This window comes from Streptomyces sp. NBC_00045, assembly GCF_045041095.1.
Lineage (GTDB): Bacteria > Actinomycetota > Actinomycetes > Streptomycetales > Streptomycetaceae > Streptomyces.
This window is the reverse complement of record NZ_CP108271.1, coordinates 6,837,962-6,851,490: the sequence shown is the minus strand read 5'-3', so window position 1 is coordinate 6,851,490 and position 13,529 is coordinate 6,837,962. Positions and strand designations below refer to the sequence as shown.

Sequence of the window (13,529 nt, the reverse complement as noted above, 5' to 3'; positions counted from 1 at the left end):
GAGGCTGTAGCTGCCAAGCGGGGCCGGACGACTACTTCCGAGCGGTCGTCGGCGGCGCGTCGTGGTTCAGGATCGCGCGTCGCTCGGATCGTCGTGCTTCTGGACGTGGTACGACTGTGTCCCGTGGGGGATTTACGCATGCATGCGGCCGCATGGGGCCTTGTTCGGGAGAGCTGTCGAAGGTGTGGAGCGGTGATCCCCGAGCGGCTTCCGGTCCGTCTTCCGGAGCGAGGGCAGGGGCAGTGACGAATCGAGCGGTCCCGGCGTCCGTCCTGGCGGGGGTCGGGTCGTACGTGCCGCCGCGCAAGGTGGCCAACGAGGAGCTCGCGGAGCGCCTTGGGCGGGCGCCCGAATGGATCTTCCAGCGCTCCGGCATCCGGTTCCGGCACGTCGTGGAGCCGGGTACCACCAGCGGGGACCTGGCCGTCGCGGCCGGTCGCGAGGCGCTCTCGCGGGCGGCGGTCGGTGACGTCGCGGCCGTGGTCGTCGCCACCACGACACCGGACAGGCCGTGCCCCGGCACCGCCCCGAGCGTCGCCTCGCGCCTGGGGATGGCCGGGGTGGCCGCGCTGGACGTCCAGGCCGTGTGCGCGGGCTTCGTCTACGGACTGGGTGTCGCCCAGGGCCTGATCGCCGCGGGCACGGCCGACAGCGTTCTGGTCGTCGGCACGGACACGCTCTCGCTGAGCGTCGACCAGGCCGACCCCACGAGCATGCTCTTCGGCGACGGCGCCGGTGCCGTCGTCCTGCACTCGGGCCACCACGAGGAACCCGGCGCCCTCGGGACCTGCGTCCTCGGCAGCGACGGCGGTGGCCGCGACCTGATCACCGTACGGGGCGGAGGGTCCGAGGAACGCTCGACGGCCGATGGCGTCCCGGCGGACCCGTACATGCGCCTGGAGGGGCGGGAGGTGTTCTGGCGAGCCGTGGAGCACATGACCTCCGCCTCGCGCGCGGCGCTGGACGCCGCGCGGTGGAAGCCGGAGGAGGCGGACCGGATCGTCGCGCACCAGGCGAACGCGCGAATCCTGGCCGTGCTCGCGCAGCGGTTGGGCGTCGCGCCGGACCGCGTGCTGTCCGACATCGAGCGGGTCGGCAACACCTCGGCCGCCTCGATCCCGATCCTGCTCGACCGCGCCGACCGCACGGGAGCCCTCGAACCCGGGCACCGGGTCCTGCTCACCGCCTTCGGCGGCGGCCTCGCCTGGGGTGCCACCACCCTCGTGTGGCCGCAGCTCTCCCGCCCGCACTGACTCGTCCCACTCATTCCGGAGGAACGGCATGTACGACACCTTGGTGAACATCCTCACCGGCAGGTTCCAGGTGCGGCCCGAGCTGGTGACCCCCGAGGCCGCCCCGCCGGCCCTCGGCCTGGACTCGCTGTTCGTGGTGGAGCTGTCCTTCGTGCTGGAGGAGGAGGCCGGTCTGAAGATCGGCTTCGACGAACTCGCGGAAGCGGACACCCTGGCCGAGATCACACGGCTGATGCAGGACGAACGGAACAGGCAGGGCAGGCAGGACGCGTCGGTCTGAGACCCGTCGGCCGTACTCGTGAGGGGCGTCAGCGGCGGGCGGCGCCCCGGGGACGCCGGAACAGCAGCGCGTGCACCGTGAAACGCGATCCGTCGAACTCCGCCCGGCCCTCCGCCCGCAGTTCCTTCAGCCGCAGCTGCAGGGTCTCCCGGTGCTCGGCGTACGCCAGCAGCGGGATGTCCATCTCGAAGACCTCCAACGTCTCGCACTCGTAGCCGCGCAAGGTGAGTTCCGCGACGGTCCGGGGGACGTCGGCGAGGGAGGAATGCGCCATGAGCAGGGAGCCGCCCGGCGCCAGGAGCCCGTCCACGCGGTCGACGACCGCGTCGTACACCGCGCGGCCGCCCCTCCGGGCGACGAGGGCCGTCTCCAGTCCGTCCGTCCTGGCGTAGCTCGGATCGTAGGGGAGGTGGGGTGGGTTGGTGATCACCAGGTCGAACCGCTCGTCCGTCGTGTACTCCTCCAGCGGCGACGTGACGCACGTGAGCCGTGAGCCGTCGAGCCCGTTGGTCGTCACGTTGGCCACGGTCTGTGCGGCGGAGGCGGGGTTGACGTCCAGGGCGGTCACCCGCTCGGCGCCGGCCGCGAGCAGGGCGACGCTGTAGAGGCCGGAACCGGCCCCGATGTCCAGGGCGTTGACGCCCTCCAGTACGGGAGCGCCGGCATCGTCGAGTGCGCCGAGCAGGCTCAGTCCGCAGTCGGTCGGGAAGAGGACCTCCCAAGGGTCGTCCACCGTGATCCGCAGACGCGTGCCGCGGAACTCGACGATCCCGCACGAGGGCCGGGCCTCCCACAGCGAACCGTTCTCGCCGGCGGGCAGGACACGGCGCCGTGTCGGCGTGCGGTCGGGAGCACTGGTCATGGGAACGGAACCTTTCAGGGGGAAGAAGGTACGGAGTTCGCCGTGGCCGGCGCGTTTCCGGTCCGGCCGGTCACTCGGCGAGGGCGGACAGCACGAGGCGTACGGAGTCGTCGGCGATGCGCCGCGCGCGTGACTCCGTAACCAGGCCCTCGACGTAGCCGAAGTTCCACGCGAGCCGTCCGTGAACGGTGGTCGCCGTCGCCACGACGGCGCCCATCACCGAGACGCCCGTGAGGAACTGGGCGCCGTCGATCCGCCAGGGACCGACCTGCTCGGGGCAGTCGTAGCGGCCGACGTTGGACAGGCACAGGTTGATCGGCCCCTCCTCGTCCATGAACCGCATGAACGACGCGCCGTCCGCCAGTGACCCGGGGCCCGCCACGCGCGGCAGGCTGATCGTGGCCAGGTGGTCCTGTCGTTTCCGGCGTCGGACGAGATCCTGGCTGACGGTCCGGGCCATGGGCCACAGCGACCCGCCCGGCTCGTACCGGACGCGGGTGGGGACCGTGGCCACGTAGGTGCCGACCTCGTCGGGGAGTACGGGCGGTTCCAGGTCGGCGCGGAAGTCGACCGGTGAACCGATCGAGAAGTACGCGGCGGCGGGGGTATCCGCGTCCCGGGCGACCGCCGACACCATCGCGGCGGCCAGGGCCCCGTGGACCGTGGTGCCGTGCCGCTTGGCGGCCCGTACCAGGCGTTCCAACTGGTCGGCGGTGAGGGACCGGTGCGTCATCCGGGTGCGCCGCCGCTCGAACGGGACGTGCTCGTCGGGGACGATCCGCTGGGCAGGCCGGGTCAGGGACGCCCGTTCCTCGCGGCGCATCAGGGCCCGGAACCCGCCGGCGCCCGCCGCGCCCCGGTGCCGGCGCGGGAGCAGGTCGTCCGTCGCGGGAAGGACCCGCCGCGAAGTGGTCGGCGGCGTTGCTCCGCGGTCCAGTTGTGCGGCGATCTCGATCCACTCGCGGACCAGGGACAGGCAGGTCTTGCCGTCGGCGATGGCGTGCGAGACCGTCAGCAGCAGGTCGTGGAACTCCCCTTCGTTCTCGGCTTCGTTCTCCGTCCCTCCCGATGTGATCACCACCGCGCGCAGAAGCGGTCCGGTGCGCCGGTCCAGGCCCTCCGCGAGTTCGTGATCGTCGACCTCCTGTTGCCACCGGATGTCGGCGGCGGGGTCGTCCGGTCGTACGCGGACGTGCCGGAACGGGATCTGGCGTCCGTCCACGGGGACGAAGGCCGGGTGTGTTCCGGTGCCGTCGTCCATGATCGCGACGCGCAGCAGGGGGTGCCGGAGCTGGAGGACGTCCAGGGCGCGGCGGTGCAGCGACGGGGACAGGCGCCCGTGGACCCGGGCGCGGGCGATGACGTTGAGCGGCGAGGTCAGGTCGGCGATCCAGTACAGCCGTTCCAGGGGGCTCAGGTCCCGGCGGACGTCACCGCGGCCGGTGAACCGCTCGCCCGGGTAGGTGAGGGCCTCCACGGTCTGCCGGACGAGGACGCGACGGGGCACCAGCCGGAAGTAGGCGTCACGGATCAGCCGCCGGTGCGGGCGGGCCCCCTGGGTCAGTCTGTTCATGCTGCGGGAGCCGGCCACCATCGCCCGTGCGCGGTCGCGGCGCAGTTCCTCGTACGCGCGCAGGGCCCGCACCGGGTCGTCTCCCGTCGCCGGATCGGCCAGCGCCCGGGCCAGGACGACGGCGTCCTCCATGGCCGTGCCCGCCCCCTGGGCGAGCGTGGTCAGCATGGGGTGGGCGGCGTCGCCGAGGAGGGTGAGAGGGCCGTCGCCCCACCGTTCCAGGAAGGCCCGGTCGCGCGAGGGGACGGTGAGGATGTCCGCTGCGGGGGTGGCATCGATCACCGCCCGCACCTCGTCGGCCCACCCCGCGTAAGCCTGTCGGACGGCGTCCTTGACGCGGTCGGGTGCGGGCGTCCCGGGGGTGGTGCTCATGGCGGCCCACCAGTAGCACCGGCCGTGGCCGATGTCGATGAGGCCGAAGCGCTGTCCGCGCCCCCAGTAGTGGCGTACGGCCCCCTCGGTGAGGCGCGGGTGCCGGAAGGGGACGATGCCGAGCCGGAAGAGGTGGTCGCAGTCCCGTGGCCCCTCGGGTCCGACGAGGTGGCGCCGTACGGCCGAGTGGAAGCCGTCGGCGCCGACGAGGACGTCCCCGCTCGCCGAGCGGCCGTCCGCGAAGCGGACGGTGACCCCCGGGCCCGTGGTGTCGAAGCCGGTGGCGGTCGCCCCCAGGTGGACCGGGCAGTCGCCGGCCTCCGTCAGCAGGGCCTCCTGGAGGTCAGCGCGGCTGAGGCAGAAGCTCCGCGCGCCCGCCTGCTCGCAGGCTTCCCCGAACGGCAGGTCCCGGATGAGCCGGCCGCGCCGGTCCATGATCCTGAACGACTCCACGGCCCGGCCGCGCTTGTCCAGGCCCAGGTCGATGCCGAGACCGGCGAGGGCGGTGACGGCATTGCTCATGACCGACAGGCCGGAGCCGGCTTCCCGCAGCTCGGTGGCGCGTTCGTACACCTCGACCTCGACGCCGACTCGCCTGAGCGCGACCGCGCACGTGAGACCGCCGATGCCGGCACCGATGACGAGGACTTTCGCAGGACGTCCCGATGGCATGGCGTCAGCCCACCCCGTGATCGCGGTCGGAGTCGTCGATCAGCTCGGCGAGGGTGTCCGCCAGCCGGGCCACGTGCGGCTCTTCCATCATGCTCAGGTGGTCCCCGGGGACACGGACCGTCCGGATCCGTCCCTCGGTCACGGCGCTCCAGCCGTTGCAGGGGTCCTGGTGGCGGGTGCGGGCGGCCCCGTGCATGGCGGACAGGACGGCAGGCAGCGGCTCGGCGGCCCGGACCAGCGTGAGGTCCTGCTCCTCGCGCGGGGGGCGGTAGGCCAGCGTCGCGTGCCAGTTCGCCCGGTAGACGTCGAACAGGCGGCGGACGACGGAACCGGAGCTGCCGGCCGGCAGGATGCCCCGCTCACTCGCGACGCGGGCCATGGACGCGAACCTCCCCTCCGGCGAGCCCGGCCCGCCCGGAACGGTCGGGGCGGGTGCCGTGCCGCCGTCGCGCGGCCAGAGCAGCTCGTGGAAGAACCACGCCAGCATGGCCTCGTCGTCGTGCGGGGAACGCGGCCCCTGTTCCAGGGCGGTGGTGTCGACCACCAGCAGGGTCACCCGCTCGCCCTCCGCCCGCAGCCGGCGGGCGATCTCGAAGGCGACGAAGCCGCCGAACGACCATCCGCCGACGGTGTACGGGCCGTGCGGGCGCACCCTCCGCAGGGCGGCGAGGTAGCTCTCCGCGAGCTCCTCCACGGTGCCCAGCGGGGCGGTGCCGGGGTCGGCCCCTGCGGCCTGGAACGCGTACAACGGCCGGTCGGCAGGGAAGTACCGGGCGAACGCGACGTAGCACAGCACGGTGCCGCCCATCGGGTGGACCATGAACAGCGGCGGGCGGTCGCCCTGCGGGCGGAGCGGCACCAAGGCGTCGAACGCGGCCTTGGCGCCGCCGTCGCGCAGCCGTGCCGCGAGCGCGGCGGGGGTGGGCGTCGCGACGAAGTCGGCCAGGCGGAGGTGCACCCGGTAGAGCTGTTCGATCCGGACCACCAGCCGCATCGCGGTCAGCGAGGTGCCGCCGAGGTCGAAAAGGCTGTCGTGCGTCCCCACCTCATCCAGGCCCAGCACGTCCGCCATCAGCTCGGCGAGCGTCTGTTCGTACGCGTCACGCGGACCGGTGCGGGGAGCGCGGCCGGCGGCGGCCAGCTGGGTGCGGCGCAGCGCGGCGTCGTCGCGCTTGCCGCTGGGGGTCAGCGGCCACCGGGAAACCCACTGCAGGTGCGAGGGGACCATATGGGCGGGCAGGACGGCGCGCAACCCCTCGCGGACGCCGGTCAGGTCCTCGTCGGTACCCTCGCCGAGGAGGAAGGCGGCGAGGAAGGTCTCGCCGTCCGCCCGCTCGCGGGCCACGACCGCGGCGTCGCGCAGGCCGGGAAAGCCGTGCGCCAGGCCGGTGACGGCCAGTTCCACCTCGGCCGGTTCCACACGGAAGCCGCGTACCTTCACCTGCGCGTCGTCGCGTCCGAGGAAGACGACGTCGCCGCCCGGAAGGACCATGCCGACGTCGCCCGTGTAGTAGAGCCGGTGGTCCCCGTCCGCGAACGGGTGCGGGAGGAATCGCTCCTTGGTCAGGTCCGGCCTGCCCTCGTAGCCGTCGGCCAGGAAGTTGCCGCCCAGGTACACGTCGCCCCGCGCCCCGATCGGCACCGGGCGCATCCGCTTGTCCAGGACGTGCACCTCGGCTCCGTCGAGGGCGCGGCCGATCGGCGGCAGCGCGGGGAAGGCGGCGGGGTCTCCGGTCATGGTGAACGCGGTGACCACATGCGTCTCGGTAGGCCCGTAGTGGTTCTCCAGGACCACGCCCGGGAGCTCGGCGCAGAAGGAGCGGATCTCCGGGGTGACGCGCAGCTGCTCGCCGCAGGTGATCACCGCCCGCAGGGCAGGCGGCGTGACGCCCAACGCCCCCGCGGCCTCCGCGAGCTGCTGGAGGGCCACCGGGGGGAGGAAGACCTGCTCGACGCGCTCGCGGTCCAGCAGGTGCAACAGAGCGGGCATGTCGCGCCGTTGCGCGTCGTCGGCCAGGCACAGGGTGCCACCTGTGCACAGGGTGGAGAAGATCTCCTGGAAGGAGATGTCGAAGCTCAGCGGCGCGAACTGGAGTGTGACGCCGCCGGGGACCGCGCTGGGCGCCGCAGCCTGCCAGGCCACCAGGGAGGCCAGGGTGCGGTGCGGCATGACGACGCCCTTGGGGGTCCCGGTGGAGCCGGAGGTGAACAGGACGTACGCGGTGTCCTCGGCGCCCGGTCCGCTCCCCGCCGGTGCATCCGGTACGCCTCGTGACGGCACGTCCGGCGTCGGTGCGGCCACCGACTCGGCGGGCAGTAGCAGCGCCGGGTCGCCGGCGAGGTGGGCGTGGGCGACCTCGGCCACGACGCGGAAGGGTCGGGCCTGCTCCAGCATGGTGGCCAGCCGGGCGGGCGGATAGCCAATGTCCATCGGGACGACCGCGCATCCGGCGCGCATGGCTCCCAGGAGCACCGCCATGGTCAGCGGGGACCGGTTCATGGCGACCCCGATCCGGGCGTTCGCCGGCGCGCCGAGCGCGTACAGCCGTCCGGCCACGTTCTGCGCGGCCTCGGCCAGCCGGGCGTAGCTCCACCGTTCCCCGCCCGCCACCACGGCGGTCGCGTCCGGGGTGCGGGCCGCCTGTTCGGCGAAGCGGGAGACGACCGTGGGATGTTCCGCCGGAGGGGCCAGGACGGGCCGGGGGGAGAGGAAGGCGAAGTCCGGCGCTTCGTCCGGGTGCTCCACCAGACGCCGTAGGACGCGCAGGTAGCAGTCCGCGTAGAGGTCGCCCTGCTCGGCCGGGAAGGTCTCCCCGTCGCAGTCGATCCGCAGCCACGTGCCGGTGCCGTCCGGTTCGGTGATCGCGTTCACCAGGAGGCGGAAGTCGTTCTCCTCCCAGGTGCGGAAAGCGGTGAGGCGCAGACCGGGCAGGTCGAGCACACGGGAGAGCTGGCGGAAGTGCACGTAGTTGAAGGCGGTGTCCAGCGCGGGGCCGCCGTGGTCCTCCTGGACGGCGCTCAGCGGGTAGTGGCGGTGGGGGTGGTCTTCCTGTTCCTGGCGGAAGCTCGCGCGCGCCACCTCCAGCCAGCTGTCCCGCGCGGTGTCCAGGCGTACGGGCACGGTGTTCAGGAAGAGCCCGGCGGTGCGCTCCGCACCGGCCGTCTCCGGACGGCCGTGGGTGATGAGACCCGTGGTGACGTCACGGGTGCCGGCGAGCGCCGCCAGCGTCAGGGCGTGTGCCGCGAAGAGCACGGACTTGACGGGCAGGGCGTGTTCGGCCGCGAGGCTCCGCGCCTGCTCGACGAGGGCGGCGGGCAGGTCGACCCGCCGGGAGGCCGGTCGGTGTCCGGTGCCGGGCAGGTGGGGAGAGAACGACTCGACCGGCAGGGGCTCGCAGCCGGCCAGCTTCTCGCGCCAGTACCGCCGGGACTCCGCCGAACGCAGGGCTGCCCGCTCCAGCCGCACGTGGGCCGCCGGTGAGGGGGGTGCCGCTCCTTCCACGGGGCCGGTGTCCAGGCCGAGGCCGTGCGCGTAGTCCTGGAGCAGCTCCTGGAGCAGGGTGGCGACGCTGCCGCCGTCGAGGAGCGCGTGGTGGAAGCTGAGGACGAGGTCGACGGCGGTGGCCCGTACGTGGGCGCGGAACAGGTACAGCGGCGGCCGGTCGAAGGTGTACGGATGGCGGCGGCGTTCCTCGACGTGCGCGGCCACCTCGGCCTCGGCCGCCGCGTCGTCCAGCGGACGCAGGTCGGCGATCTCCAAGCCACCGTGCACCCGGGGCAGGACGACCTGCAGCGGTTCGGCGCCGTTCAGGTCGAACGCCGACCGAAGCGCCGCGTGCCGGGCCGTCAGCTGGTCGAAGGCTCGGCGGAACTCCTCCTCGTCCCACGGCATCTCCAGGGTGTACCGAAAGACGTCCAGGTACCTGGCCGAGGACTCGTGCCGTCGGCTGTGGTACAGCAGGCCGAGCTGGAGCCGGGTCAGCGGGTGGGCGTCCTCGGCGTCCCGGAGCCGGGCCCGGTCCACGTCGGCCACGAGGGCGAACGGGGCCGGGCCGGTCTCGGCGCCGGACGCGTCGCATTCCTCGGCGTACGGGGCGAGGCCCGCCACCGTCGGGTTCCGCAAGATGTCGGTGAGCGAGAGGCGCAGTCCTCGGGCCTCCGCTTCGGCGCGGACCCTGAGCATGGTGATCGAGTCGCCGCCGAGGGCGAAGTAGTCGTCGTGCACCCCCACCATGTCGTGGCCCAGGACGCGGGCCCAGACCTCGGCGAGAACCGCTTCGGTGCGGTCGCGCGGCTGCCCGCCCCCGGAGGCTCCGGCGGTCCCGGCGGTGTCGTCCGGCGGGGGCAGCGCGCGGCGGTCGGCCTTGCCGTTGGGGGACAGCGGGATCACGTCGATCCGGGTGAAGGACGCCGGGACCATGAACGCCGGCAGCGTGCGTCCGAGCCGCTCGCGCAGCAGCGCCGCATCGATGTCGGTCGCGGTCTCGGCGACGTAGTAGCCGGCCAGGACGGTTCCCCGGTCGGCGGTGGCACGGCCCACCACGACGGCGTCGCGCACCCCGGGGACCGCGCGCAGGGCGGCCGCCACCTCGCCGGGCTCGACGCGCTGCCCTCGGACCTTGACCTGGTCGTCGATCCGCCCGAGGTACTCCAGGGTGCCGTCCGCTAGCCACCGGGCCAGGTCCCCGCTGCGGTAGAGGCGGCCGCCCGGCACGAACGGGTCGTCGCCGAACTTCTCGGCGGTCAGCTCCGGGCGGTCGAGGTACCCCCGGGCGACGCCGACTCCGCCGATGCACAGCTCGCCGGCGACGCCGACGGGTTGCGGCAGGTCGTCGGCGCCCAGCACGTACAGCCTGGTGTTGTCGATCGGCCGGCCGATCGGGACCCGTGCGACGGCGAGGGTGGGGTCGGTCGGGCAGTCGTACGACGAGACGTCGACCGTCGCCTCGGTCGGGCCGTACAGGTTCACGAGCTGCGCCGGCCGCTCGGTGCCGCTCTCGCGGCGGCACCGGTCGGCGAGGCGGTTGAACCGTTCGACCTGCTCCCGGGGCAGGGCCTCGCCGCTGCAGTGGACGTACCGCAGGGACGCGATGCCCCGCCGTGCCTCCCCTGACTCCTCCAGCAGGTCGAGGAACGGGCCGAGCATCGAGGGGACGAAGTGCACGGCGGTGACCCGGTGCTCGCGGACCGCCCGGAGTACCTCGCGCGGGTCTCGCTGCCCGTCGGGCGGAAGCAGGGCCACGGTCGCGCCCTCGACGGCCCACCAGAACAGCTCCCACACGGAGACGTCGAAGGAGGCCGGCGTCTTCTGCAGGAGCACGTCCCCTTCTCCGAGCGGGTAGCGGCGCTGCATCCACGCGAGGCGGTTGACCACGCTGTGATGTTCGACCATGACGCCCTTGGGGTGCCCGGTGGAGCCGGAGGTGTAGATGACGTAGGCGAGGTTCCGGGAGGTGGCGACCTGCTCGACCGGAGCCCCGTTGCCGGTCATCAGGTCGTCGATCCGCCGGGCCGGCACTTCTGAGGGGAGGACGGTGGGCGCGCCGTCGACGATCACCAGCTTGGCGCGGCTGTCGCGCAGCAGGAAGTCCACCCGCTCAGCCGGATGGTCGGGGTCCACGGGTACGTAGGCGCCGCCGGCCTTCAGGATGCCGAGCAGCGCGACCGGCAGCCGCGGTCCCCGCTTCATCATCACCGCGACGCGGTCGTCCGGGCCGACGCCGTCCGCCCGCAGGGCGCGGGCGATGCGGTTGGCCCGCTCGTCGAGCTCGGCGTAGCTCAGCGTCCCGCCGGACGCCGTGACCACGGCGGTCCGTTCCGGCTGGGCGGCTGCCCGGGCCTCGAACAGCCCGTGCACGGTCGCCCGGTCCGCGTAAGGGACCCGGGGACCGTGCGCGCGTCCGGCGGTGAGGTCCCGGTGCTCTTCCGGCGTCAGCATGGAGACATCGCGGAGCGGCCGGTCCAGTAGCTCCACACCGTGCTCCAGGAGTGTCCTGAGCTGGCCGGCCACGGCGGTGACGGGGAGGTCCTCGTCGAAGACGTCTCGGGCGTAGTCCAGGTCGACGCGGATGTCGGCGGTGTCGTCGAAGGCGGAGACCAGGACGCCCAGCGCGGCCTGGTCGTGCGAGGGAGCCATCAGGGAGCTGCGTCGGACGATCCCCGGGACGTCAGGCCGGGACCAGTTCACCGAGGAGAGCGTCACGTCGAAGAGCTGCCGCGGGTCCCCGGCCGTCGAAGACGTCTCGCGCAGGACCTCGCCGAGCGGAAGCCGTTCGTGGCGCCGGAGCCGACGGGTCGTGTCCTGGACTTCGGCGAGGAGTTCCCGGAGGGTCAGCCCACCGGAGGCCGTGATCCGCAGCGGAAGGGTGTTGGCGAACTGGCCGAGGACGTCCCTGTGCCGCTTCGTCGGGCGGTTGAGGAAGGGGACGCCCAGCACCACTTCCCCGCTGCGGTGCAGGCGCGTCAGCCACACGCCGAGCATGGCCGCGACGTAGGTGGAAGGCCAGTGGCCCACGGCGCGGATGCGATCGACGAGGGCGCCGTCGACGACGAACGAGTGGCGCCCCCGCTCGCGCGGGCCGTCGCCCGTCGTACGGGTGAACAGCGCGGGTGTCACGCCCGCGAGGTACCCCCGGTGGAAGGCGCGGTCGCGGTCGCCGTCGGGCCCCGCGAGGTAGGCGGCGTCCTCCTCGACGAACGCCAGGTAGGAAGGGGCTTCCCCGTCGCTCTCCCGCCGGTCGCCCTCCGGGGCGCCGCCGTCCTGCGGAGCATCGGCGTACTCCCGGAGGATCTCGTGGCCCAGCCGGTCGAGGGTCCAGCCGTCGGCGACGATGTGGTGCGCCTTGACGTGCAGGTGCGTGACGTCCGCGCCCTCCAGGAGGACCGTGGCCTCGGTCAGGGGGCCGCCGTCCATGGGCAGGGCGCGCCCCATCGACGCCCGCATCCAGTCGGCGCGGGCGGTGTCCGGTTCGGGCGCGTCCGAGAGGTCGACCACGGCGACCCGGACCGCCTCCGGTGCCACACGCTGGAAGGGGACGCCGACGCTGTCGGCGAACCGCAACCGGAACGTCTCGTGCCGGTGCAGCACGCGTTCCGCGCAGGCGGCGAGCCTGCGGTGGTCGACGCCGCCGTGCAGGCGTTCGTGGAGCACGCAGTTGAACTGCGGTGATTCCGGCGTTCGGGATCCTGCGGACCAGATGTCTCGCTGGTACGACGTCAACGGGTGCGGTGATCCGTGGTGAGTGCTCAACTGTGGAGGTTTCCTTCGAGCCGTACCGGGATCTCCCGGTGGCCGTTGAAGATGAGGGAGGGCAACGGGGCAAGGCGGTCGGAACCGACGGCCAGTCCGAGGCCGGGGAACCGGGAGAAGAGCGCGGACAGTGCGATGCGGCCTTCCAGGCGGGCGAGTTCGGCGCCCAGGCAGTAGGTGGGGCCGTGGCTGAAGGCCAGGTGATCGCGGACATTGGGGCGGGTGACGTCGAAGAGGTCGGCCCCCTGGCCGTGGACTCCGGGATCGCGGCCGACGGCAGCGTAGTTGATGACGAGGGCGTCGCCCCGCTCGAACGTCAGCCCCGTCGGTTCGTCGTGGAGGTCCTCGGTGGGGAAGCGCATCATGAAGCTTGCCACCGGGGCTTGGTGGCGCAGCGTCTCCTCCACGACCCGGTCCCAGCCGACCCGGCCCGACACGGCCAGGGCCAGCTGTTCCGGGTGGGTGAGCAGGTTGACCACGGCGTGGTCGAGCAGGTTCGCCGTGGTCCCGTAACCGGCGCCGAGCACCATCCAGATGTTGTCGCCCACCTCCCGCTCGTCGAGCAAGCCCTCGCGGTGCGCGTCGACCAGTGCGGTGGCGATGTCGTCGCCGGGCCGTTCGGACTTGAGCACGATCAGCTTCGCGAGGAGCCGCGCGGCCTCCGCCTCGGTGTCACTCGCCTGCTCCGCGCTCAGGTCGGTGGTGAAAACCATGTCGTTGACGGCCTGGAAACCGTCGTGCATGGATTCCGGCAGTCCGACCAGCGTGGTGACCGTCCGCCACGGCAACTGCGTGGCGAACCACTTCCGCAGGTCCACGACCCCGTCGGGAGCGAGGGCCGCCTCCCGTGCGAGGTCGTCGAGGAGTACGGCGGTGGTCTCCTCGATCCACGGGGCGAGCGCCCGCACGCGGCGGGCGCCGAACGCCGGCACCAGAGGGTGGCGCAACCGGGTGTGGTCGGGCCCGTACGCGGTCTGGACGGTGCGGATGTCGACCCAGATCCGCAGGGGCCAGTCGGCGGGGAGGGCGCCGTCGACGAAAGCGGGCCAGTGCTGGTGGGCGTCCTTGGAGACCCGGGGGTGGACCAGTAATCGCCGGACGAGTCCCGGGTCGGTCACCGACCAGGCCGTTACGCCGCCGGGCAGTTCGACCCGGGCGGCCGGACCCAGCGCGCGCAGCGCCCCGGCTTCGCCGTGGATGTCCGCGGCGCTGCCGTCCAGGCGATAGGGGCAGCGGTCGCGGGAGGGCGGGGAGGGCATGGCGGACGA

At 73.1% G+C, this 13,529-nt stretch carries 6 protein-coding genes; 2 read left to right on the top strand and 4 right to left on the bottom strand.

Going from position 1 to position 13,529, the window contains the following annotated elements; genetic code table 11:
• Positions 1–242 precede the first annotated feature (242 nt).
• Both OHA65_RS31750 and OHA65_RS31745 read left to right on the top strand, forming a co-directional pair.
• Positions 243–1,253, top strand: a complete 1,011-nt coding sequence (locus OHA65_RS31750; protein ID WP_371645408.1) for a beta-ketoacyl-ACP synthase 3 — start codon at positions 243–245, stop codon at positions 1,251–1,253.
• Positions 1,254–1,281: 28 nt separating this feature from the next.
• Positions 1,282–1,533, top strand: coding sequence for an acyl carrier protein (locus tag OHA65_RS31745; protein ID WP_328764352.1), 252 nt, complete (start codon positions 1,282–1,284; stop codon positions 1,531–1,533).
• A gap of 28 nt (positions 1,534–1,561) precedes the next feature.
• Here the strand turns inward: OHA65_RS31745 and OHA65_RS31740 are convergent, their stop codons facing one another.
• The 4 genes from OHA65_RS31740 to OHA65_RS31725 form a co-directional block, all read right to left on the bottom strand.
• A complete protein-coding gene (locus OHA65_RS31740) occupies positions 1,562–2,395 on the bottom strand; it encodes a methyltransferase (protein WP_328764351.1) in 834 nt (277 codons plus the stop codon).
• 70 nt (positions 2,396–2,465) lie between these two features.
• Positions 2,466–5,012 carry an FAD-dependent monooxygenase gene (locus OHA65_RS31735; protein ID WP_328764350.1) on the bottom strand — a complete coding sequence of 849 codons (2,547 nt, stop codon included), beginning with the start codon at positions 5,010–5,012 and terminating at the stop codon, positions 2,466–2,468.
• A gap of 4 nt (positions 5,013–5,016) precedes the next feature.
• A complete protein-coding gene (locus tag OHA65_RS31730; RefSeq protein WP_405762931.1) occupies positions 5,017–12,261 on the bottom strand; it encodes an amino acid adenylation domain-containing protein in 7,245 nt (2,414 codons plus the stop codon).
• On the bottom strand, positions 12,258–13,520 hold the full coding sequence (locus OHA65_RS31725; RefSeq protein WP_328764349.1) for a cytochrome P450: 1,263 nt from the start codon (positions 13,518–13,520) through the stop codon (positions 12,258–12,260). Before OHA65_RS31725 ends, OHA65_RS31730 begins: the two co-directional genes overlap by 4 nt.
• Between the last annotated feature and the right edge of the window lie 9 nt (positions 13,521–13,529).